This is a genomic window from Acinetobacter sp. SM34, assembly GCF_022012365.1.
Taxonomy (GTDB): Bacteria; Pseudomonadota; Gammaproteobacteria; order Pseudomonadales; family Moraxellaceae; genus Acinetobacter.
The window spans coordinates 69,054-92,625 of record NZ_JAKLTP010000008.1 but is presented as its reverse complement, the minus strand read 5'-3'; the positions used below and the strand labels follow the sequence as shown (position 1 = coordinate 92,625).

At 42.2% G+C, this 23,572-nt stretch carries 23 protein-coding genes and 4 tRNA genes; 8 read left to right on the top strand and 19 right to left on the bottom strand.

The features are described from left to right. Positions 1–3: 3 nt before the first annotated feature. The 8 genes from nusA to tpiA all read right to left on the bottom strand — a co-directional run bounded on the left by nusA (position 4) and on the right by tpiA (position 3,981). Positions 4–1,488 carry a transcription termination factor NusA gene (nusA, locus tag LZZ98_RS08660; RefSeq protein ID WP_086174104.1) on the bottom strand — a complete coding sequence of 495 codons (1,485 nt, stop codon included), beginning with the start codon at positions 1,486–1,488 and terminating at the stop codon, positions 4–6. 39 nt (positions 1,489–1,527) lie between these two features. After that, a complete protein-coding gene (gene rimP, locus LZZ98_RS08655) occupies positions 1,528–2,052 on the bottom strand; it encodes a ribosome maturation factor RimP (RefSeq protein ID WP_237787497.1) in 525 nt (174 codons plus the stop codon). Between the two features lie 212 nt (positions 2,053–2,264). Continuing rightward, positions 2,265–2,341, bottom strand: a tRNA-Met gene (locus LZZ98_RS08650). A gap of 91 nt (positions 2,342–2,432) precedes the next feature. After that, positions 2,433–2,509 (bottom strand) — tRNA-Met (locus LZZ98_RS08645). Between the two features lie 75 nt (positions 2,510–2,584). Continuing rightward, positions 2,585–2,661, bottom strand: a tRNA-Met gene (locus LZZ98_RS08640). Between the two features lie 47 nt (positions 2,662–2,708). Further along, positions 2,709–2,793: transfer RNA gene (locus LZZ98_RS08635), tRNA-Leu, on the bottom strand. A gap of 53 nt (positions 2,794–2,846) precedes the next feature. Continuing rightward, positions 2,847–3,176, bottom strand: coding sequence for a preprotein translocase subunit SecG (gene secG, locus LZZ98_RS08630; protein WP_086174106.1), 330 nt, complete (start codon positions 3,174–3,176; stop codon positions 2,847–2,849). Between the two features lie 13 nt (positions 3,177–3,189). After that, positions 3,190–3,981 carry a triose-phosphate isomerase gene (tpiA, locus tag LZZ98_RS08625; RefSeq protein ID WP_237787496.1) on the bottom strand — a complete coding sequence of 264 codons (792 nt, stop codon included), beginning with the start codon at positions 3,979–3,981 and terminating at the stop codon, positions 3,190–3,192. 270 nt (positions 3,982–4,251) lie between these two features. Between tpiA and pilB the strand changes: the two genes are divergently transcribed. From pilB to coaE, 4 genes are read left to right on the top strand one after another with little or no spacing between them, the layout of a single operon-like run. Further along, on the top strand, positions 4,252–5,964 hold the full coding sequence (gene pilB, locus LZZ98_RS08620; RefSeq protein ID WP_237787495.1) for a type IV-A pilus assembly ATPase PilB: 1,713 nt from the start codon (positions 4,252–4,254) through the stop codon (positions 5,962–5,964). 27 nt (positions 5,965–5,991) lie between these two features. After that, the gene (locus LZZ98_RS08615; RefSeq protein ID WP_237787494.1) at positions 5,992–7,221 is read left to right on the top strand and encodes a type II secretion system F family protein; all 1,230 of its coding nucleotides are present in this window, start codon (positions 5,992–5,994) and stop codon (positions 7,219–7,221) included. A gap of 17 nt (positions 7,222–7,238) precedes the next feature. Continuing rightward, the gene (locus tag LZZ98_RS08610; protein ID WP_237787493.1) at positions 7,239–8,102 is read left to right on the top strand and encodes a prepilin peptidase; all 864 of its coding nucleotides are present in this window, start codon (positions 7,239–7,241) and stop codon (positions 8,100–8,102) included. A 15-nt stretch (positions 8,103–8,117) separates the two neighbouring features. After that, entirely contained in the window at positions 8,118–8,708 is a 591-nt protein-coding gene (gene coaE / locus LZZ98_RS08605; protein WP_237787492.1) for a dephospho-CoA kinase, read from the top strand. Between the two features lie 51 nt (positions 8,709–8,759). Here the strand turns inward: coaE and LZZ98_RS08600 are convergent, their stop codons facing one another. The 3 genes from LZZ98_RS08600 to ppnP form a co-directional block, all read right to left on the bottom strand. Beyond that, on the bottom strand, positions 8,760–9,644 hold the full coding sequence (locus LZZ98_RS08600; protein ID WP_237787491.1) for a DMT family transporter: 885 nt from the start codon (positions 9,642–9,644) through the stop codon (positions 8,760–8,762). Between the two features lie 33 nt (positions 9,645–9,677). Then, the gene (gene rlmB, locus LZZ98_RS08595) at positions 9,678–10,427 is read right to left on the bottom strand and encodes a 23S rRNA (guanosine(2251)-2'-O)-methyltransferase RlmB (RefSeq protein ID WP_237787490.1); all 750 of its coding nucleotides are present in this window, start codon (positions 10,425–10,427) and stop codon (positions 9,678–9,680) included. A gap of 132 nt (positions 10,428–10,559) precedes the next feature. Next, positions 10,560–10,883, bottom strand: a complete 324-nt coding sequence (gene ppnP, locus LZZ98_RS08590; protein WP_086174114.1) for a pyrimidine/purine nucleoside phosphorylase — start codon at positions 10,881–10,883, stop codon at positions 10,560–10,562. 520 nt (positions 10,884–11,403) lie between these two features. Here ppnP and recN point away from each other — a divergent pair. Further along, positions 11,404–13,065, top strand: a complete 1,662-nt coding sequence (gene recN / locus LZZ98_RS08585; RefSeq protein WP_237787489.1) for a DNA repair protein RecN — start codon at positions 11,404–11,406, stop codon at positions 13,063–13,065. Between the two features lie 64 nt (positions 13,066–13,129). On the opposite strand, the gene LZZ98_RS08580 is transcribed toward recN, so the two are convergent. Genes LZZ98_RS08580 through LZZ98_RS08565 form a run of 4 tightly spaced genes read right to left on the bottom strand, consistent with a single transcriptional unit; the run spans position 13,130 to position 16,558 of the window. Continuing rightward, positions 13,130–14,113: a CsgG/HfaB family protein gene (locus LZZ98_RS08580; RefSeq protein WP_442862704.1), complete on the bottom strand. Its 984-nt coding sequence runs from the start codon at positions 14,111–14,113 to the stop codon at positions 13,130–13,132. Positions 14,114–14,163: 50 nt separating this feature from the next. Continuing rightward, positions 14,164–14,763: a penicillin-binding protein activator LpoB gene (gene lpoB / locus LZZ98_RS08575; RefSeq protein WP_237787487.1), complete on the bottom strand. Its 600-nt coding sequence runs from the start codon at positions 14,761–14,763 to the stop codon at positions 14,164–14,166. A 13-nt stretch (positions 14,764–14,776) separates the two neighbouring features. Next, the gene (locus tag LZZ98_RS08570) at positions 14,777–15,145 is read right to left on the bottom strand and encodes a DUF1425 domain-containing protein (RefSeq protein WP_237787486.1); all 369 of its coding nucleotides are present in this window, start codon (positions 15,143–15,145) and stop codon (positions 14,777–14,779) included. A 54-nt stretch (positions 15,146–15,199) separates the two neighbouring features. Next, on the bottom strand, positions 15,200–16,558 hold the full coding sequence (locus LZZ98_RS08565) for a hypothetical protein (RefSeq protein ID WP_237787485.1): 1,359 nt from the start codon (positions 16,556–16,558) through the stop codon (positions 15,200–15,202). Between the two features lie 383 nt (positions 16,559–16,941). Here LZZ98_RS08565 and LZZ98_RS08560 point away from each other — a divergent pair, with 383 nt between their 5' ends. After that, entirely contained in the window at positions 16,942–17,496 is a 555-nt protein-coding gene (locus tag LZZ98_RS08560) for a YqgE/AlgH family protein (RefSeq protein WP_237787484.1), read from the top strand. After that, positions 17,489–17,932, top strand: coding sequence for a Holliday junction resolvase RuvX (gene ruvX, locus LZZ98_RS08555; protein ID WP_237787483.1), 444 nt, complete (start codon positions 17,489–17,491; stop codon positions 17,930–17,932). The genes LZZ98_RS08560 and ruvX overlap by 8 nt, the downstream gene beginning before the upstream one ends. Positions 17,933–18,011: 79 nt before the next feature. On the opposite strand, the gene LZZ98_RS08550 is transcribed toward ruvX, so the two are convergent. Genes LZZ98_RS08550 through LZZ98_RS08540 form a run of 3 tightly spaced genes read right to left on the bottom strand, consistent with a single transcriptional unit; the run spans position 18,012 to position 21,360 of the window. Beyond that, positions 18,012–19,031, bottom strand: a complete 1,020-nt coding sequence (locus LZZ98_RS08550) for an HlyD family secretion protein (protein WP_237787482.1) — start codon at positions 19,029–19,031, stop codon at positions 18,012–18,014. Positions 19,032–19,064: 33 nt separating this feature from the next. Further along, on the bottom strand, positions 19,065–19,271 hold the full coding sequence (locus LZZ98_RS08545; protein ID WP_237787481.1) for a DUF1656 domain-containing protein: 207 nt from the start codon (positions 19,269–19,271) through the stop codon (positions 19,065–19,067). Further along, positions 19,264–21,360, bottom strand: a complete 2,097-nt coding sequence (locus tag LZZ98_RS08540) for an FUSC family protein (protein WP_237787480.1) — start codon at positions 21,358–21,360, stop codon at positions 19,264–19,266. The genes LZZ98_RS08545 and LZZ98_RS08540 overlap by 8 nt, the downstream gene beginning before the upstream one ends. Positions 21,361–21,835: 475 nt before the next feature. Here LZZ98_RS08540 and LZZ98_RS08535 point away from each other — a divergent pair, with 475 nt between their 5' ends. Further along, positions 21,836–22,612: an IclR family transcriptional regulator gene (locus LZZ98_RS08535; protein ID WP_237787479.1), complete on the top strand. Its 777-nt coding sequence runs from the start codon at positions 21,836–21,838 to the stop codon at positions 22,610–22,612. Positions 22,613–22,795: 183 nt separating this feature from the next. On the opposite strand, the gene LZZ98_RS08530 is transcribed toward LZZ98_RS08535, so the two are convergent. Further along, the gene (locus LZZ98_RS08530) at positions 22,796–23,428 is read right to left on the bottom strand and encodes an alpha-ketoglutarate-dependent dioxygenase AlkB family protein (RefSeq protein ID WP_237787535.1); all 633 of its coding nucleotides are present in this window, start codon (positions 23,426–23,428) and stop codon (positions 22,796–22,798) included. Positions 23,429–23,572 lie beyond the last annotated feature (144 nt).

Sequence of the window (23,572 nt, the reverse complement as noted above, 5' to 3'; positions counted from 1 at the left end):
CTCCTAGTTAAACCATGATTCGCGCGCTTTCATAATAAGTTGACCCGCTTTTTCCGCACCTAAACCTTCAATATCTTCAATATCGTCAGTGGCTTGGTCAGCTAAATCATCTACAGTCACCACACCGCGGGCCGCAAGGGCATATGCGATTTCCTGTGTCATTCCTTGCATTGCAACAAGTTCTGCACTTGGATCTTGAATGTTTTCTTGTTGTTTTAACGCGTCTGCCAATGTAATTTCTTTCGCACGGCTTTGCAATAATTCAACAGTTTCAGCATCCAACTCAATTTCATCAAATGTTTCAGCTGGAACATAAGCAATTTCTTCTAGCGAAGTAAAGCCCATATCAACCAAAGCCATTGCCAAGTCTTCTTCAATATCCAGACGGGTGACAAACATGTCTAGATATTGTTGAGCTTCATTTTGTTGACGTGCGTAGAATTCATCTTCGAGCATCATATCCAGTTTGTAGCCTGTCAATTCAGAGGCTAAACGGACATTTTGACCTTGTGAACCAATGGCACGTGCCAACTGATCGCTTGCTGCAAAAATGATGTCTGCGCTGTGAACATCTTCATCAATCACAATACTCGATACATCTGCAGGCTCTAAAGCGCTTGCGATGTACTGTGCTGGATCGTCAGACCATACAACGACATCAATACGTTCGCCATTGAGCTCTGATTGTACTGCCTGAATACGTGTACCACGCATACCAATACAAGCACCTACAGGATCAATACGGTGATCGTTGGTTTTCACAGCAATTTTAGCACGAACGCCCGGTTGACGTGCAGCTGCTTTAATTTCGATAATTTCTTCAGAAATTTCAGGAATTTCTTTCTTCATCAACGCAATCAGCATTTCAGGACGTGCACGTGACAATAATAATTGTGCACCACGGCCTTCACGGTTCACGCTATATAAAATTGCGTTTACACGTTGTTTGGGACGAAGAATTTCCTTAGGAATCATTTCTTCACGCGCAAGATAAGCTTCCGCATTGTCACCCAAGTCAATAATAAAGCCATCTTTGGTTTGTTTTTTCACTTCACCATAAATGAGCTCACCGACTTTAGACTCATAGGCATCAGCAACTAAAGCACGTTCAGCTTCACGAATTTTTTGTACAATTACCTGTTTGGCAATTTGTGCAGCAATTCGACCGAAGTCAATCGATTCCACTTCGAGTTCACGAATGTCACCAATTGACCATTGAGCAGGATCAACATCAGAAATGGCATCCTGACATGCAGGCATCTCGTGATCTTCATCAGCTACTACTTCCCATTGACGGAAAGTACGGTAATCACCTGTTTTACGATCGATTTCCACACGTAAACGTGCTTCTTCCGAGTGTGTGCCTTCATAAAATTTCTTTTTAGTCGCAGCTACAAGCGCTTGTTCTAGCGCTTCAAAGATCGCTTCACGAGGTACACCTTTTTCGTTACTAACCGTTTCTACTACGGTAAGAATTTCACGTGCCATAAGTCACCTATTCGTTCAGATTCTTATTTATTAGATAAATTAATCTTGGTAAATCAAATTTGCTTTGTCGATATTATGACTATCAATTTCAAGAACTTGTTGTTTTTCAACTTCCACTTGAATGAGTTCATTTTCAAGATCAACAGCAACCAGTTTTGCTTGAAATTTACGACGGTTATCGACAGCACTAATCAGACGTAACGCAATTTGATGTCCAATATAGGCTGGCATTTGTTCGAGTTGAAAAAATGGACGATCCCAACCTGGCGAAGATACTTCAAGTGAATATTCGCCAGAAATTGGATCATGCACGTCAAGCATGGCACCGACTTGCTGTGTTACGCGAACACAATCTTGTACGCCTATGCCTCGGCCCTGCTCTAGCTCGCCTTCTTCATTCAAAACAGGCTGGGCATCGGTTTCATTTGCTTTATCAATATAGATACGCAATAAAGAACGCTTTCCTTGAGGAAGAAATTCGATTCCCCAAAGATCTACATTGCATGCTTGCACTGCAGGAGCGATTAGGTCTTGGAGTGCTTGAGTTTTATTTGATAGCTTCATTTACTCTCGTCATTATGGTGCGATTTAATGGTCGCGGTGACCGGTTCAGACTAACTCAACTATATTAGTAGTGAAACATGACGATTTGACCAATTAAATGTCGGACACTACACGATAGCCAATAAAAAAGGGCGTAATCGCCCCTATTTACACAGAAAAACCAAAGTCCACTGTGCAAAAAGGCCCACCTTTTTGTGAGCCTTTTAGAAACTTGGTAGCGGGAGCTGGATTTGAACCAACGACCTTCGGGTTATGAGCCCGACGAGCTACCAGACTGCTCCATCCCGCATCAACGTGCAAAAATTATATACAATCTACCGAACATTTTCAATCAAAAACTATTTAGTGATTGCTTGATTAAGTTGCACCTTAATCAAAAGTGGTAGCGGGAGCTGGATTTGAACCAACGACCTTCGGGTTATGAGCCCGACGAGCTACCAGACTGCTCCATCCCGCAACAACATTGCAAAAATTTTATCTCACCTCAATACTCAAGGTGCCTACTTCAGTTTGCATCTAAAATAAGATTGATTGGTAGCGGGAGCTGGATTTGAACCAACGACCTTCGGGTTATGAGCCCGACGAGCTACCAGACTGCTCCATCCCGCATCAACAGATTTGCTGCACAACACCAACTTATGTTCTGGATTACAAGTTGGTGCGGAAGGGGGGACTTGAACCCCCACGCCCGAAGGCACTACCACCTCAAGGTAGCGTGTCTACCAATTCCACCACCACCGCAGCTGTGTCGCATTCTAGTCGGATCAAACCCAAAAAGAAAGAACTAAATCAGATTATTCACCAGTTTTTGGTGCAACTGGCGAAGTTTCAGGCGATTGAGTTTGTGCAGGAACTGGGGTTTGTACCGATTTTAAGCTGTAAGCATCGGTGGTTTGTTTTTTGGCAAACACCGCTAAACTTAAGCTTGTTACAAAAAATAAAGCGGTCAAAATCGCGGTTACACGGGTTAAAAAATTACCGGAACCTGAAGCACCAAATACAGTTGCTGCACCACCACCACCAAATGATGCACCCGCATCGGCACCCTTACCATGTTGTACCAGAATCAATACAATCATTAAAAGGGCTAAGATAATATGTACTACCAGCACAAATGCATGCATGCTGAACTCCTAATTATTTTGTATTTGCAAAAGCCTGAGCAATTTTATAGAAAGACTCTGCATTTAAAGATGCACCACCAACCAGCGCACCATTAATATCTGGACAGGCAGCCAACTCTACTGCATTTTCTGGCTTAACACTACCACCATACAGAATAGCCATGCTTGCACCTAAAGGTGTAATTTGAGTTAAACCTTCACGAATTTTAGCGTGCATTGCCTGTGCATCTTCAGGTGAAGCTGTTTTGCCGGTACCAATCGCCCAAATGGGTTCATAAGCCACCACAATATTCTTCCATTGCTCTGCTGTTACAACAGTCGCAATATCACAAATTTGTTGCAAGACCACCTGCTCTGCCTGACCATTTTCACGCTGTTCCAGGCTTTCACCCACACAGTAAAGAATGGTTAATCCTGCATTTAAAGCATTTTTAACTTTTTCATTCAGAATCTGTGCAGTTTCAGCAAAAATTTCCCGACGTTCTGAATGACCAATCAGTACAAAATCAATTTGCTGATCTTTTAACAACTCAGCACTTACCTCACCGGTATATGCCCCTATTCCAGAAATACGGGAAACATCTTGGGCAACGCTATAGATGGGGCGAATTGAATCTGCTAATTCACTCTTCACTCCAGCCAAAGCAAGCATGGTAGGTGCAACACCTAAATAACAATCTTGTTCTTTAATTTCATTATTTTGCAATAATTTTTTAAAATCATTTACCCATACTTTGGCATCTGCTTGCATTGGGTTCATTTTCCAATTGCCGACAACCCAAGGAGTAATAGTCGAACCCGACATACAGTAACCTATTAAAAACAATTCATTAAACCGCGCACATTCTACACGGAATTCAGCATTTTTTAGATAATTTTCACCAGCCTTTTTTATAAGTTTGTTGTTTTTCAAAATTGCTACAAAAAAAACTTGGTCTTGTAATTACGACTGGTTCAAAGTTTTATCTGATATTAAGTAGATGACAACACTTTCAGATATGGTATTTTTATATAACAAAAGTATAATTTAATGATACCAATTATAAACAGATTGATTAAGCAGGCATATTAACGCATGGCAGCATTACAAGGTTCACCAAGATTTACAGGTTTTATTCGGCGTTTAGTCGAAGATGGCTTAGTTTCTGCTGAAAATATGCAGAGTGCAATATTGAATGCAAAAAAAGCCAATCAGGATATTGTCCCTTTTTTAATTGATCAGTTGAAAATTTCATCTTTAGAAATTGCAGTAAAAATTTCTCAAGAATTTGGCGAACCTCTTTTTGACTTGAGTGCATATGATTCAGCTCAAATTATCCGCGAAGGTGTGGATGAAAAACTCATCAGCAAACATTGCATTCTACCGATTTTTAAACGCGGGAATTTGCTCTACGTTGCAACCAGCAATCCGACTAATATAGATGCTATGGATGCAATCCGCTTCAGTAGTAAAATGAATATTGAAGCGGTTATTGTAGAATATCCAAAATTACACAAACTGATCGAACAAAATTTTACTCAAGCAGATAGCTTTGAATTCTCCGATGATGATATCGACTTAAATCTCGAGCAAGAAGACTTAAGTCAAAAAGATGATGATGATCATGATCAAAAAGAAGATGAAGCACCGATTGTTAAATATATTAATAAATTACTGATTGATGCCATTCGCATGGGCGCTTCAGATTTGCATTTTGAACCTTATGAAAAATCTTATCGGGTACGTTACCGTATTGACGGTGTATTACGTCAAATTGCTAATCCCCCTTTGCAACTGGCTACACGTTTGGCATCGCGTTTAAAAGTCATGTCGCAAATGGATATCTCTGAAAAACGCTTACCTCAGGATGGACGGATTAAACTTAAGCTTTCAAAAAGCAAAGCCATCGACTTTCGTGTCAACTCGCTACCGACCCTGTTTGGTGAAAAACTGGTACTGCGTATTCTAGATCCATCGAGTGCCATGCTAGGTATTGATGCATTGGGTTATGAACCAGAGCAGAAAGAGCTGTTTATGCAGGCCTTAGATAAACCTCAGGGTATGCTGCTGATTACCGGCCCCACTGGTTCAGGTAAAACCGTATCACTTTATACTGGCTTGAATATTCTGAATCGTGAAGACACCAATATTTCAACTGCCGAAGATCCTGTGGAAATCAACCTGGAAGGGATTAATCAGGTCAACGTCAACGCCAAAGTAGGCTTGACCTTCTCTGCAGCGCTAAAGTCTTTTCTACGTCAAGATCCAGATATTGTCATGGTGGGTGAGATTCGAGATCTGGAAACCGCCGAAATTGCCGTAAAAGCAGCGCAGACGGGTCATATGGTCATGTCTACACTGCATACCAACAGTGCACCTGAAACCTTAACCCGCTTAAGGAATATGGGTGTTCCGTCTTTCAATATCGCGACCTCTGTAAACTTGGTGATTGCACAACGTTTAGCACGTCGTTTATGCTCTCAATGTAAAGAGCCTGCAGATATTCCTGAACCTAGCTTATTAGAAATGGGCTTTACAGAAGAAGATCTTAAGCATCCAGATTTTCAAGTATATCAGCCTGTAGGCTGTCCCGAATGTCGTGAAGGTTATAAAGGTCGTGTCGGTATTTATGAGGTCATGAAAGTAACACCTGAAATTTCAAAAATTATTATGGAAGAGGGTAATGCACTGGAAATTGCAGCAGCTTCTGAAAGATTGGGGTTTAATAATTTAAGACGTTCAGGATTAATTAAGGTTATGCAGGGGGTGACTTCGCTTCAGGAAGTCAATCGTGTAACCAGTGAATAAATGAAAATTTAAAATAAGGATAAACGCATGGCTGTCAAAAAAGCACAGATGATGCCCACCTTCAGTTATGAAGGCATTGATCGTAAAGGGGAAAAACTTAAAGGGGAATTACCTGCACGTAATATGGCACTTGCTAAAGTGACCTTACGTAAGCAAGGCATTACCATTAAAAACATTCGGGAAAAACGTAAAAATATTCTCGAAGGTTTAATGAAAAAGAAAGTAACCACGCTGGATATTACTATTTTTACCCGCCAGCTAGCTACCATGATGAAAGCCGGTGTTCCTTTGGTTCAAAGCTTCGAAATTGTAGCAGAAGGCCTTGAGAATCCATCCATGCGTGAAGTGGTATTAGGGATTAAAGGTGAAGTCGAGGGCGGTAATACCTTTGCCGGTGCCCTTAAAAAATATCCTCAATATTTTGATAATTTATTTTGCTCACTGGTTGAATCCGGCGAACAGTCAGGTGCCCTAGAAACCATGCTGGATCGCGTCGCGATTTATAAAGAGAAAAGTGAACTTTTAAAGCAAAAAATCAAAAAAGCCATGAAATATCCGGCAGCTGTCATTGTGGTGGCCGTGATCGTGACCATTATTTTGATGGTTAAAGTGGTGCCGGTTTTCCAAGATCTATTTACATCCTTTGGTGCAGATTTACCTGCCTTTACCAAAATGGTAGTAAATATGTCGGAATGGATGCAAAAATACTGGTTTATTCTGATTATTGCCATTGGTGCGATGATTGCCGGATTTCTTGAAGCTAAAAAACGCAGTAAAAAATTCCGTGATTTTCTTGATAAAGCAGCCCTCAAAGCTCCTATTTTTGGTGACCTGGTCTATAAAGCTATTATTGCGCGTTACAGTCGTACTCTAGCGACTACCTTTGCTGCCGGTGTTCCCTTGATTGATGCATTGGAATCTACAGCAGGGGCAACCAATAACTGTGTCTATGAAGCTGCTGTAATGAAAATTCGTGATGATGTTGCTACAGGACAACAATTACAATTTGCCATGCGAGTCACCAACAAATTTCCCTCTATGGCTGTACAGATGGTAGCGATTGGTGAAGAATCAGGTGCTCTTGACAGTATGCTGGATAAAGTCGCAACGCATTTTGAAAACGAAGTCGACAATGCAGTAGACGGTTTAACCTCTATGATGGAACCCTTAATTATGGCAGTGCTGGGTGTACTAGTCGGTGGTTTGGTTGTTGCCATGTATCTTCCAATTTTCCAAATGGGCTCAGTCGTGGGCTAATCCAAAGGTTAATTCTCTTGTTTAATGACGTTATCTTATTTTTACAGATCAACCCAACTGCACTTTATCTTGCGGTTGGGCTTTTTAGTCTGTGTATCGGTAGTTTTTTAAATGTTGTCATCTATCGAACTCCCAAGATGATGGAGCAAGAGTGGCGACAGGATTGTCAAATATTGCTGCATCCTGAACAAGCCATTATTGATGAATCCAAACTGACGCTAAGCCAACCGCCATCTACCTGTCCTAAATGCCAAACTGAAATTCGCTGGTATCAAAATATTCCCGTCATCAGCTGGCTGGCCTTAGGCGGTAAATGTGGTTCTTGCAAAAATCCGATCAGTAGTCGTTATCCTTTAATTGAACTATTGACTGCAATATGCTCCCTGATCATTGTGGCCGTATTTGGCCCCACCCTAAAAATGCTGTTTGGCCTGCTGCTCACCTGGACACTGATCGCCCTCACCTTTATTGACTTCGATACCCAACTGTTACCTGACCGTTATACTTTGCCCCTTGCAGCTCTGGGTTTAGCAGTGAATAGCTATAGTATCTATACCAGTCCAAGTTCTGCAATCTGGGGCTACATTATTGGCTTTCTCTGTCTCTGGATTGTGTATTATCTGTTTAAGATCATTACCGGTAAGGAAGGTATGGGCTATGGAGACTTTAAACTCCTGGCGGCTTTAGGCGCCTGGATGGGTCCATTTCTATTACCGCTGATCGTATTACTCTCTTCCTTCGTTGGTGCAGTGATTGGCATTATTCTGCTGAAAATACGCAAAGAGAACCAACCTTTTGCATTCGGTCCTTATATTGCCATTGCCGGCTGGATTGCGTTCATTTGGGGTGAGCAGATTATGAAAATCTATTTGGGACAGTAATTTCTAGGTACATATATGACTTTTATCTTGGGTTTAACTGGAGGAATTGGCAGTGGAAAATCTGCCGCAAGTACATGGTTTGAAACCCAGGGCATTATTGTAGTAGATGCCGATATTGTCGCGCGAGAGATCGTTGAAAAAGGACAACCTGCTTTACAGCAAATTCACGCTGCATTTGGAGATTGGGTACTTTTAGCGAATGGCGAACTGAATCGTCGGGCATTACGCGAACATATTTTTAAAGATCCAGATGCGCGCAAAGTCCTAGAAAGCATTACCCATCCTGCGATTCGCCAATCCATTATTCAACAGCTGCAAGCCGCAACCAGTCCCTATGTGATATTGGTTTCTCCCCTGCTGTTTGAAACTAACCAGCATGAACTGACCGATCACACCTTGCTCATCGATGCATCGATTGATTTACAGATTCAGCGGGCTGCCATGCGTGATCATCAGTCGATCGAGCAAATTAAAAAGATTATTCAGGCTCAGATGTCACGTGAGCAAAAGCGTAGTTTGGCGGATGATATTGTGCTGAATGATGGTCATCTTGATCATCTCTACAGTCATTTAAAGCCATTACATGAAGCTTATTTAAAACGCTGAAATTAAAAAAGCAGTCGATCAGGACTGCTTTTTTTGCTGATCAAGTTGCCGCTACAAACTGTCTTGATGACTGATCCAGCGCCATGGCTGCAAAGCACCAATCGCCATACCAATCAAGCCACAAATAATGGCCAGACTTAAAGGTTCACCCAATAGCGGTACTGCTAAAATTGCAGCCATAAACGGTGCCAAAGTCACGATACTTCCCGCCTTGAATGCCCCTAAACGTTTAATGGCTTCTACATAAGTCAGTGTAGCTACAATCACCACAAAGATGCCGTGAAAAACCACCTGTAACAGTAAATGCATAGGTTCAGGTGCGGTTAAATTTTTCGGTAAAAACAGCAGATAAATCGGGACATAAACAATCGCCGACCAGATGGCGACCCCTGCCATGGAATGCCAGGCAGAGAGTTTCCATTGCCGTAACAGTACGGTAAACACACCCCACCAGATCGCACTCAGGAAAAATAGCATGTCGCCAAAGCCAAAAGCCACACCGGTTTCCTGATACATTAAGAAACTCATGGCAGTGATCGCGCTCAGCATAATCAACAGGCTGATCCAGATGTGTTTATCCAAAGGCTGCTTAAATAGCACAAATGCAGCTATGGCTGTGCACAGCGGAATACAGCCATTGAGAAAAATGGCTGCATGTGCTGCCGGCACATAATGGAATGCAGTATATGAGGTCAGGCAATATGCTACCCCGCCAATCATCGCCAAAATAAAAGGCTGTTTTTTCCATAAAAAAACGGTGTCTTTTTTATAGAGCAAAATGGGCATCAAAATACAAAATGCCAAGGCAAAACGTAAGGCGGTGATGTCCCAGGCACTAATCCCCCACTGGGCATTCAGACGGGAAGTAATGGTAAATCCCCCCCAAATACACATGGTAATGGCGACATAAAGATAACCTTGAGACCGGGGAGACATAGCAAACAACTTTTAAATTTGAAAGAGAAAAAATTACAGGTTACGTTGACGACAAGCTTCATACAGTGCCATCCCTGTGGCAACACTGACATTTAAACTCTGCAAGTTTCCTGCCATTGGAATGTATACCGTCTGATCACATTGCGACTGGGTAATCGGGCGTAAACCTGTATCTTCAGCCCCCATCACCACACACACTGCCGTACCGGTAAAATCAAATTTATCCACTGGTAAGGCTTTTTCATCCAGCATGGTTCCGACTACACGTACATTAAATTCATCTTTGATGTTACCCAAAGTACGCGCCAGATTGGTCACCTGAATAAACTTCACCTTTTCTGCGCCGCCGGCAGCAACCTTACGTGCAGTTGGCGTCAAGCTGGCAGAACGATCACGCGAAACCACCACCGCTTCAACACCCATGGCAGCGGCTGTACGAATACATGCACCCAAATTATGAGGATCGGTGACCTGGTCCAGCGCCAGCAAAAGTGCCTGAGGATTTTGCTTGAGCACTTCATCCAGGTCCTGTTCATTCAGCACTGGATGTGGACGTACTGCGGCAACCACGCCCTGATGAAAAGGCTGACCTGCCAGTTTTTCCAGTTTGTCACGGCTGGCTTGCTGCACACTAATGCCAAAAGGTTCAGCCAAAGCCAAGACGTTTTTCAAACGCTGGTCATCACGACCTTTCAAGGTAAATAGAGTCAATACGCGCTCAGGCTCGAGTTCTAATAATGACTCCACTGAGTGAACGCCATAATAATATTCTGGTTTTGCCATGAACGACCTCTAAAATCTATGGTAACAATACAAAAAAGAAAAATCCTGCAAAGCAGGCTTTACAGGATTGACGCTTGAATCTAGTTTAACCGATTCAAGGTAAAATTTCTTTGTCTTATCTGGGACTAATGCTTAGCCTTCAAAATGACAGACATAATCGAGGACTTCATCGGTCTCGATTTTAAAGCGGCTATTGCCTGGTACATAAAAAGATTGACCGGCACGGAACAATTCACTTTCGATTTTGTCGCCAATTTGTACACGACACTCACCTGAAATAATTTCCATACGTTCAGGCACATGAGTTTGAAAGGTCAATGCCTGTTCTGTTGGCAAAATCACCCCTAAGGTTTTTTTAGTGCCATCTTCAAACTGCACGGTATGACTGATACATAAGCCATCGAAATAAACATTCGACTTTTTGACAACCGAAACGTGATCAAACTGATTTGACATGCGTATTCTCCAGATAATGCGCATTTATAATTTTTGCTCGAGCTAGTTTAAAGCTGAGCATTCAACTAATCAATCGCTGTTTCATCCAGCTAAATTAATATTTTTCAAATTTTTACAAATATTTTTATTTCTGTATCAGTGAAAAATGAATGCTTGGTGCATGAATAGCGATAACCATGAAATTATAAGCCCAAATGGTGGATAATGTTTCCCCGACCAAAGGCTAATAGTGTGGTTGTAATTCTGTCTTAAATTTTCAAATGTCGCCCGATTGAAGTTTCAAACAGTTTCCAGTTTTGCTGATTTAGATAAATTGTTGACTCAAACATCTATCTTTTTTAATAACATGAATTGGCAGAGCAGAAAAATGATCGGCTATCTTGAACGGCGAGTTTCATGTTCACAGCCAATATAGGGTAAGATATTGATGTTTTAAGTCCTTTTAAAATAAAAGCTGTCTTGTGACCAAAACAAAATTTCACTATCTTAGACTAAAACTTTTCGCAGCTTGGATGCGTTTATGCTGACACATTTAACTCTGATCAATTTTGCTTTAGCCGATCATCTAGCCATTGATATTGAACAAGGTTTCAATGTCTTGACCGGTGAAACAGGTGCCGGTAAATCGCTATTGCTGGATGCACTTTCGGCCTGCCTGGGTGAACGTACCGACACCAATTATGTACGTTTCGGTTCAGACAAAGCCGATGTGACGGCCATTTTTAGTTATCAGGAACAGAGTCCTGAAGCCGAGTGGCTAAAAGCACATGAGTTGGATGATGAATCGGGTGAAATTCATTTACGTCGGGTGATTTTTGCCACTGGTCGCAGTAAGGCATGGATTAATGGCCGTCCAAGCAGCCTGTCTGAACTAAAAGAAATTGGCCGTTTACTGGTGCAGCTTTATAGTCAGCATAGCCAGCAACAACTGCTCGAACCGCCTTATCCGAAACACTGGCTCGACCGTTACAGCAATTTTTATCAGCCGGCTCAAGAGGTACGTGATGCCTACAGCACATGGCAAAAAGATATTCGCCAGTATCAGGCAGCTTTAGATGCTCAAGCCACCCGCAAACAGCGTATTGAAACTTTAGAGTTGCAACTGGAAGAACTCGAAGAGATTACCCAGATTGACTACAAAGAGATTGAACAGGAATTTGACCGCTTAAGCCATCATGAACATATCATGCTGGACTGTGGCAGCAGTTTAAATGTACTGGATGAAGCGGAACAGAATATTACCCAGGAACTGTCTTCCATTATTCGCCGTCTGGAATCACATTCTGGACGTAGTGAACAGCTTGCCGAAATCTATAATTCACTCATCAATGCACAAAGTGAAATTGAGGATGCAACGGCAAACTTGCGTCAGTTTATCGATCGCCAAAGCTTCGATCCGGAACGGATGGAAGAGCTGAATACACAACTGGAAGTTTTCCACCGTTTGGCCCGTAAATATCGCAGCCAGCCAGAAACCTTGAAAGAAGAATATCAGGCTTGGCAGGCTGAACTTGAGCAGTTGCATCAGCTTGAAGACCCTGAAACTTTAGCCGAACAGGTAGAATTGTCGCATCAGGACTTTTTAGCCAAAGCACAACATTTAGATGAGATTCGTCGTACTGCAGCGGTTCCTTTAGCCAAACATCTGACTGAACAGGTAAAACAGCTGGCTTTACCGGAAGCCTATTTTGAGTTCAAATTTGAGCCTCTGGAACAAGCCGGTGCTGAAGGTCTCAGTTTTATTCAATTGCTGTTTACTGCGAATAAAGGCATTCCACCGCAGCCTTTGGCCCGCGTGGCATCCGGTGGCGAACTCTCACGTATTGCCCTGGTGATGCAAGTCATGAATGCGGAAAAAACCGAATCGGAAGTTTTGGTGTTTGACGAAATTGACGTCGGTATTAGTGGCGGTACGGCAGAAATGGTCGGCCGCTTACTGGCAGACCTAGCCCAGCATGTACAGATTTTATGTATTACCCATCAGGCCCAGGTTGCAGCCCAATCGGATCAGCATCTGCTGGTGAAGAAACGTCAGACTGATCCAGCCAGCAGTACCATTCTCAATCTTTCCGAAGAACAGCGTATTGATGAACTAGCGCGTATGACCGGTGGAGTCGAGATTAATGATACGACCCTGCAACATGCCAAGCAATTACGTCAACTTAAATTTCAACAGGTATAAAAAAACCAGTACAGCATGTACTGGTTTTGAACTTCAATGCAAATAACGTTGCTTTGAGGACGACTTACCATTTGATCGGTTTTTCACTCGATCCTGGGGTCATGTCATAGGTTGGAGTAAAACCTGTCTCTTGATTCTGATAGGAGGCGGGTTGTAGTTTCATCCCAACCAGCACCTCTCGACTCAAGCTTTGCGCAATTTTATCTGTACTTGAATCATTCAATGAATTATTCAGCATGTTTTGAATTGCATTATCTGCAATAACACGGTTGAAGGTACCCGCTGCAACAACTTTGCTGGTATTCGCCTCAATCACACGCCAGGTTAAACGTACTTGATCTGAACCTTGATTCAGACCATACATCTGTTGACCATTGGCAACCGAGACATTATTGATACGGCCCACCAACAAATAGTCTGCACCCACTTTCTGACCTATACGTGCCAATTCTTGCGGCGCACCATCCCAGTATAAAAACTCATTTTCAGACTGCATTTCGCTTAAATAATGACGATCCACCAAGCTCAATTGACCCGTCTGAGCCAAATAGATACCCAACTGATCAGACAATTCTGATGCAAAATCTTCCGCAGAATCCACCTTGGCAGAACGGTTGTTTTTTTCATAAAATTGAAATGGCAGCACAGCAATGCGGCGTAAATGCTGATCCTGAACAGATGACTGGTACTGCACAACATACGCACGCACTTTCGCACGATAGTTGTTTTTTGATCCGGTCACGCTGAGCACCTGGAATTTAGTGACAGATCCTGAGCCAGTATTATCTACGCTAAATACTGGAGAAACTTTACCAGAATAACTCCATTTATTATTCGAAACTGACATATTGACAGTTGTTTCATAATCTACACGTGAGGAAACAGTCGCACCATTCACCGATTGAACCGCAACCAACAAGGCTTCTGAAATAGCTTGATGCTGGGTAGCTCCACTACCCGACGCTTCTTTAACCACTTCCTTTAATGCTGCAAATGCAGAGCTGGTCGCACAACCAGCAAGCAATAAAGCTAAAAATATTTTATTCATCATTATTATCTTCTTAAGCAACTGTGCAATCGCACAGTTGCATATTTGAATTATAAACCGAAGGTCGAACGTTTCGACGATTTACGAATTTCTTTCTCGCTGGTCCATTCCACAATGCCGGTTTGTACATTTTGAAGTTTTAAAGTGAACTTGTAATACACATCACTTTTACCCCCTGCATTTTTAACAATGCTCGACAGGTTACCGTTTAACATATATTCAGCACCAATATGACCACCGGCTTTTACCGAAGTCGCCTGGTTCACCAATCCACTTTGCTTTTGGTATGCCAACTGTTGAGCTAATGCGTTGGCAGAAGTCATATCTACAAAACGGAATTTGCCTGAATTGATGAGTTTGTTTTGAATGGTGTCAGTGATTGACTCGGTATCAATATGTTCTTGCGTTTTATTGCGGATGCGGTCGACAAACATCACTGGGCGGCGGTTTTGGGTCAATTGAACAATCACCGGAAAGGTCAACATATCATCCACCATTTTGTCCGCAATCATCTGCAAATCGGTAGAACCGAAATCTTTAGTCAGGGTTTCAACTGACTGGGCATCTCCATAACTCACGTTATTCGACGCACAGCCGCCCAAGACCAAAGTAGCCAAAATAGTAGTAGCCAAAGTTAATTTCAATTTCATGGAAAACTTATCCTTAATCTTTTCTCAAATAGACAACAACATCAACAGCAGATGGGTTAGGCGCAATGGATTGAACGGTCTTTATTTCGCGGCCTGTTAACTGAATAGGCTTCCAGCGTGAACCTTCTGGATTCACTTCAAAGCCATTTGCATCTACCCAAACAATTTTGTATTCAAAATTACGGCTCACAAACCAGCGGTCCTTAATTGCAATCGAAGCTTTTTTCAAATCGCCAGCGTATCCCATACTGATCCGATCAACAGCAATTTGCGTGACCAGTTTTGGGTTATTGCTAACGGTTTTTACGCTATAGTTGCCATCGGCTGCAGTTTGGGTAGAGAGTGAGTTGGGTGCGGTGCAACCAATAAGTGCAGTAGCCAAAAGGCCTGCCATCCCCAGCTTTAAAAATATTTTCATCATTACACTCTTTTAAAATTAACGAGTTACAGCACTTACACTGGCTGAAATTTTATTATTTATATCACTGACATAAACAAAAACGGTTTGGTTTGGATTTGCTTCAACATTAAGTGTTGGGCTAGAGGATTGTGGTCCAATAATTTTCAAATTATGTTTTCCTGGACTCACCTCAAAACGTGCCACCTGTGTATTACTTGGCAGTGTCGACCATGCTCTTAAATCGGCACGTTCAGTGGCAACATTCATTAAGTTTCCAGCCAGCTGCCCTAAGGATCCCAATTGCTGGCCCAATTGCTGTTGCATCACGTATTTTGTCGTTGCCCGTACAATCTGACTGGTAACGTTACTGATGGTTTGTTCTTTCAGGTTTTTTACTGCCAGTGCACCAATATCACTGACCAGAGCACTTTGCTGTACTTGGCGATCACCTAGCTTAATTTTCAAGCTTTTCGGTGGCACGTAAGTACTCGGCTCATAGGTGGCAAATGCAATATTAATCAGTCCATTGGGCATGGGAAAAGCAAGTTTATTTTCAATCTTTTTCGGTACTGTGCCCTGTTCAATAAATACAATGACAGGTACTGTTTTCGCATTGTTACTTAATACTTTATCAACCCGGGTTACATCTTGGGCAACATTGGAATCACCTTGCAATTCATAAGCTTTTTTAAAGTCTACCAAAGCATTGTTATAGTCACCTGTGGCTTCCCACAAATTAGCCGCCATGTAAAAAGCATAACCATTTTGATAGGTATTTTTAATTCGGCCTGCAATTGGATCCAAACCGGCAAAAGCTTCATCTAAAGTTGAATAATCAATTTGTTTATCTGCATTCTTCTGCTTATCTTTTTTCTGAGCAAATTCTTTCTCATGCGCCAGTTCAATTTCTCGCTGAATTTGCTGTGCAACACGCATTTCCACCGCTGCAGCTTCAGCATTATTCAGCAGAATATAATTTTTTGCCTGAGAAATATGCGCTAAAACCTGCTCATAGGGAGGAACCAAATAAGGTACAACGGACTCATTGCTCACCATCGAAAGGGCTTTGAACCCCATCCGGGTTACACTCACTTTACTTCTGTTGTTTTGCTGATCGATCAGCTCAAATGCCTTTTTATAAATATCCAGGCTTTCTTGATACTGTTGATTGACCTGTAAAATTCGTGCCTGTTCTAAATAATATAAAACTGCATCTTTAGAATTTTTCTTGCTGTCAAACTTTGCCGCCACGGATGAATTGAGTTCCGCATTTAAAGAGCTTCTAAAAAGAGATCCATCTTCTTCATAAGTTCCAAATACCGCTGCATGTGTTTGTACAGCAAACAATGAAGTAAAGCATAAAGTGATAACTTTCTTGTTTATTTGAACCGACATAATAATATTCAACTTACTTTTTATTACATACATCATACAAATCAAAACAATATGGATCAAATCAATATTTTTCTATAAAACATATAATTATTTTGACTAAATTAAGATAATTTAAATATTGGTCACAAAAAAAGTAAAAATACACAATAAGTCAAAAAAATATTTAAGTTTTAATAAATCAAGACAACTATTTTAATGTGACTTTAATCTCAAAATAAAATCTTAAGCGTGAGAAAAACATAAATTTATATATTCAGCTTATAATTCTTTATAGAAATTTGTAAGGTCAATGTTATAGTCAAGAAAGCTCTAGATAGAGTGACAGCTACACCAAATTTAAAAATATTTTTTCAAATGATAGACTAAAACTCGGAGATGCTTAGATGACTAAACAATATCTGACACATCGCTGTCTCATTGCACCTCCTGATTTAGCCAATGATTTTTTTGCCAATACGGTGATTTATTTGGCACGCCATGATGAAGACGGTGCTCAAGGCATTATCATTAACCGTCCGTCGGGTCTTTCAATCAAAGAATTATTGAATGACCTGGAAATTGAAGCAGATAATGTCAATCCCCATGCAGTCTTGCAAGGTGGACCGCTGCGCCCTGAAGCCGGCTTTGTGCTGCATACCGGTCAGCCGACCTGGCATTCATCCATTGCTGTGGGTGAAAATGTCTGTATCACCACATCCAAAGACATTCTGGATGCTATTGCACATAATGAAGGTGTGGGCCGTTATCAGATTGCCTTGGGCTATGCCAGCTGGGGCAAAAATCAACTGGAAGCAGAATTGGCACGTGGCGACTGGCTGATCTGCGATTCAGATATGGATTTGATTTTTAACTTACCTTATGACGACCGCTGGGATGCCGCCTATAAAAAAATGGGCGTCGACCGGACCTGGTTGTCATCAGAGATTGGACATGCCTGATTTATCACAACCACAAATGATTATGGCATTTGATTTTGGTACCCAAAAAATGGGCATGGCGGTGGGTCAATCCATGATTGAAAGTGCCAATCCGCTTGCCCTGTTTCCCATGAAAGATGGCATTCCGAATTGGGATGCTTTGCTAAAAATCGTCAAACAGTATCAACCCACCTTATTTCTGGTCGGTTTACCGCTGAATATGGATGATAGCGAATCGGAACTTTCAACACGTTCACGCAAATTTGCCCGTCGCTTGCGCCACCAGACCAATATTGAAACCTTGATGGTGGATGAACGCCTGACCACCCGTGAAGCACGCGATGAACTGGATCATTACCAAGCTCAGGGACGCGCCAAAAAACTGGCTGCAGACAGTATTGCAGCAGCGCTGTTTATAGAAAGCTGGTATCGTAATCCGGTAGGCTTAACCCCTTAAAAGCGAATGAACAAACAATAAAAAAGCATCCGGTCGGATGCTTTTTTATTGAAATGAACCAGGTCGAATCTATTCGAAGTTATTGGTGGATATTATTGGGATTTTTCTCAATATGCACTGTTGCAGTACGTCCAGCCACAAAGGCCAGCTGGTTCTTCGGCAATTCATCAATCATGATTTTCACCGGAACACGCTGTGCCAGACGCACCCAGCTAAAGGTTGGATTTACATTGGCAAGCAGGCCGGTGGTTGTAGTACGTTCCCGATCTTCAATCCCGGAAGCAATGCCCTGAACATGACCTTTTAGTTTTTGCGAATCTCCCATGAGCTGGATGGTTGCCGGAGCACCGACATAAATTTTGTCCAGTTTGGTTTCTTCAAAATAACCAACCACATACAGCTGCTGACGGTTTAACAGTGCAGCCACCGCCTGCCCCACTTTGACATAATTACCTTCCTGCAATTCAAAGTTAGACAAGGTACCATCCACCGGTGCCACGACTTCGGAACGGTTTAAGTTCAGTTCGGACAAGTGCAGATTACTGGTCGCGACTTCAATCAAGGCCTTTTGCTGCACAATATTGGCTTTGGCCTGTTCAATCGCGGCAAGCATTTGTTCGTGTTCAGCATGCGACTGATCACGCGTTGCAAACATCTGATCCTGTTCTTGTTTTGAAATCGCACCGTCCATTAAATTGGAATAGCGACTGGCATTTTTATCCGCCAGATTGCTATTGGCTTGGGACTTCACCACATTGGCTTTGGCCTGTGCCAATTCGGCTTCGGCAGCAGCCAAACCGGCTTTAGCTTTAGACAAGTCTGATCGGGCTTGCTCGACATCCAGAGCTTGACGGGCAACATCAATTTTAAACAGCACCTGACCTTTTTTGACCGTCTGGTTATCCTGCACCAAAACCTTAGTGACCAAACCGGAAACATCTGAAGAGACTTGAATCACATCGCCACGTACCCGTCCATCACGGGTCCAGGGTTCAGAATTGTAATAATCCCAAATATGTTTTACTGCCAAAATTGCAACGACAGCGACCACAGCAAAGAGTACCGGTCGGACGACTTTACGCAAGTCTAAAGATGTCATGGAAAAACCTCATTCACTTCAAAAGATAGCTGCTTAGCCCAAGCAGACAATAAAACCCCAATGCACTAACCACAGCAGTACCAGATAAATACAGAGATAAAAAATATGTGGCAGCGGAATCCAGCCCTGTTCCACAAAACGGTCGAGCAAGCGCATCAATACACGCAGTAAAGCGTAGGCCAGTACTGCCTGAATCAGCAGAATCGGGACATATACTCCATAGACATTTAACTCACCCATGGGCTACCTCTCCAAGTTCTGTGTGTTGCTTAGACTGTGCCGGTTCATGACACAAACTGCTGCGAATATTGTTTAAAGACATCTGAATCCTTTGAGCAGTTTCAGCATGCTCCAGTTGCTGTGTCTGGTTTTTTAATTGGCTGATTTTTAAAATAACTTGCTGATGAAGATCTGGAATCAGCTGCGTTTGTGCATTTTCTTTGGCACGAAAATAATCATCCAGACCTTGTTGCAGATCTTCCAGACTGGCCAAAATGGCTTGATCCGAATCAAGTCGATGCATCAATTCTTGCAGACGGGTCAGATCAATCACTGCACTGGTTTCCACCAGCGCCAAATTAATCTGGGTCTTTAATTTTTCTGACTGCACCATCTTGGTATTCAATACCCCAATCCGGTCTAGCATACTGCGCAGATGAATCCGGAACGGCACGCCATAAGGAAGATATAAAGCTTGGCGAATCGCCTTGTAATGCAGTGACAAAATCCGCTGTACCGTGATTTCAGGGGACATAGCCCGAACCAGATGAATGATATAAATTGAAATAATCGGCCCCAGCACCGAACCGATGGTGGCATCAAAGAAAAAAACCTGATCCAGCATGTAATGGTTTTGCAAGTTCAAGCCCATGATGGTTCCCATTAATAAGGGTAAGGCAATCCCGGTGAGTGGCGGATGGGGAAACATCATCAGGCAATAGATCACAAAAGGGGCCAGTACCAGTGCCAATTCCCAGAACGAGGTCACGTGCGGGAAAATGCCATAGGCATAAATAAACACCAGTACCCCGGCATAAATATTGCCGCGCACAAACATCTTCAATGCCGGTACCGGATTATCCATGGCCGTCAAAATACAGGCACTGATGGCCGCCATTTCAGCCATCATAAATCCGGCTTTCCAGCCACTTAAAATCCAAAATCCTGTAGCAATGATCACGACCATAAAAGCGGAAATCCCGCCCCGTACCGCAACCCCATGGTCACGGTGTAAATTGGGATAAGTCGTGGTCAGTGGCGTCACGCTTTCAGGCAGTGAAGCATCGCCTTGCTGAATGCGTCGCCAAATCAGTTTGATGGCTCTGATATTTTGAATGAAATGACGAATATCCATTTTCAGGCTGGCCAAAATCACCTGCTGTTCAGCTGGTGCAGCAGCCATCAAGTCAGCAAAATCTTGCTCAAAATTGTCAGGTAACAGATTTAAAGTCTGTTCCTGAATATCCTGATCATCTTTTAAAAATGCCGCGCTATGATCATGAATCACCTGAAGCTGAGCACGATATTGGCGATCCATTTGATCTAGCTGTTTGACCCGTTCCGCCATTGCCACCAGATTTGCCACCAGCATGCTCAGTTGATGCAACATTTCCTGTAACGGCTTGGTCATGCCCTGCAAGGTGGATTTTTCATAAGCCAAATGCACCGCCATGACATAAATTTCGGCAATATCACGAGCAATCTGACTGAGTGCGCTACTGTAATTTTCCAGTTTGGATGGGTTCAGCAAAATCTGGTCAAATAAATCTTTGGTGTCTTTAAAAGTTTTAGATACCTTTGCGGCCACGGCTGGTCCAATGTGCAGCGGAAAGATCGTCGTGGTCACGATGGCACTACAGACCACCCCGACCATAATCTCTAAAAAACGCCCCACTGCCATATCAAACATCGATGCCGTGCCGATGTTATAAATAATGTTGTAGCTGATAATCACGGTGGTATAGCCCGCAAGCATAAATACATAGCTACGCGGAGTTCGGTCGAGCATCGAGATATATAAGCAGCCACCTACCCAAGCGGCCAAAAACAAAGTAAACAGCCACGGCATGTTGATGAGTAGCGGAGTCACCACCACCGAAACCACAGCACCCAATAAGGTACCCAGTGTACGATACACACTTTTGGAAGAAGTCATGCCGGAAAAAGGATTGGCGATGACAAAGATTGTCCCAATCGCCCAAATGGGATAAGCCAAGTTCAATGCAAAAGCCACATATAAGGCGAGCATGCCTGCCAGAAACGTTTTAGTCGCAAAAATCCAGTCCATCTTGCTGGGACGAAATGCGAGTACTTGTTTGGTAAGCAACATGGGTTGATCTCAAATTAGGGTTTATACCTTCTTCCTAATTTTTAAATGACGACTACAAGGCACGATCTATCTGGAAGATGGATCGTGTAAAAATAGGCATGTTTCAACATGTCATCAGAGATGAGTGTCATTCAAAATGAATGGAGAAGATTCCACATCATCCTGTTGATGTGGAATAAAACAGGAAAACAGCCAAACCAGAAAGATTAAAAATTCATCATTAGATATTTAACTTGAGTATTTTTTCAAATAAAACATTTTAAGTCAATAATAATATCTTATTATGATAATAAGACTTAAATTAAAAAGATCTATTAAATAGATATTGCCTTATTTTCTCAGCTTAAATGAAAAATATTTTTAGCTGCCAACAAATCCAGCATTAGCTTAACAAAAGCCCTGCTTTGCCTATTTATTTGTTATAAAGTAATACTCATTGATTTCTTTTTTATATGCTTTGACCAAGCAGGTACTTATGGCACTTTCTAGTTTTGGTAAGATTCTCACCGTTTTAGATCTTTTTTCGGTGTCTCGTCCTATCATTAATGTCGATATCATTAGTGAGGAATTAGGACTCTCTAAACCCACAAGCTACCGTTATTTAAAAGAATTGGTTTCAGCAGAATTATTGCAGCGCTTAAGTGGTACCTCAGGTGACTACACCCTGGGTTCTAAGATTGCAGTCTTGGATTATATTTCCCGCACTACCGATCCCTTGGTGCAAATCAGTAGTCCATTTATGCAGCAAATTGTAGAGCGTACTGAATTCGGCTGTCTGCTCACACATTTAAATTACGATTCATGTATCGATATTCATCACGAACTGTATAAAGATCTGACCACACTGATTTATGGCCGTGGTTGCCCTCGCCCGATCTATAAAGGCTCTTCTGCCAAGGTGATTCTGGCACATTTACCCAAACAGCGTATTTTGGATTACTACCAGCGCTTTGCCACCGAGCTGTCTGAAGTTGGATTTGCGCATAACGAAGAAGAGTTTCTGTTGCAGATGAAGCAGATTAAAAAGCAGGGCTATTATTTCTCGAGTGGAGAAGTTGATCCAAATCTGGCCAGTCTTTCTATTCCGGTGAAATTCTCCAGCAAGGAACCGCCTTTGGCCTTGACCTTATTGGGTTCTAGAAACCGCTTTGAATTTACCAACTTCCAGAAGTTGATTGAAATTTTACAAGACAATGCCAGCTTGATTGAAAAGAAATTTATGGCCTTGACCCATCAGGAAGACACATTATAATTTAAGGAAATGTGATTTATTTTAATGTAAATTATATTGAATTTAACAATATATTCTCATAATATGATTATTGTTCTTCAGCATCCATTGTTCCATGATAACGTGATGCCATGTTAAAAACTCTCCTCAAATTAAAAAAGCTCATCACAGGATGGGCTTTTTTATTCGCTTATTTCCAATACTCTATTGCTTTTCATGCGGATAAAAATAACGGAAAGTCAGATTCACCCGTGGCTCAATAATTTTCACCGATTTCCTTAAAGTATGCTTCCAGTACTGCTGGGTCTTGCTACGCATCACAATCAGCTGACCGCCCTGTAACAGCAGATCAACTTTTGCTGGCTTTTTTTTATGCTTAAAACTGAATTTTCGGGTAGCGCCAAAACTTAATGAAGCAATCACGGTTTCACAACCGGCTTTAGAAACCAGAGCAGGCTCATCATCGCTATGCCAGCCCACACCCTGAATACCGTCTTCATATAAATTGGCTAAGCAAGAATTAAACGAATGCCCGACCAAATTTTCGACATGTTGTTTTAAACGAAATAATCCCGGTGTCCACACATGGGCTTGCTTGAATGTACCTGAATAATGATATGGGTAATGTTCATCGCCATACCAGGCCACTTTGCGTGCCGTTTTATAGTGTTTTCCATACAACACCACTTCATCATGTTGCCAGGCCAGATGAGCCAAAAAATACTGCAAATATTGCTCGCTCTGCTGAGGCGTTAAAATCAGGCCATAGTCTTCTACTACCCCATCACAGGGCAACAGATTGGCTCGAGCTTCCGGCTCAAACAATTCAAAGTTCATCGGCAAAAATGCATCATCTAAAATAAATATAAAATTCACTTTATTCTAGCGGATGATTTCTGTTCACAATAGAAAAGATTGTATGCGCTTGTGACATGGCCTGATCGGGCTTAGACTCAAATCAGGCTTGAAAATAAAAAAATT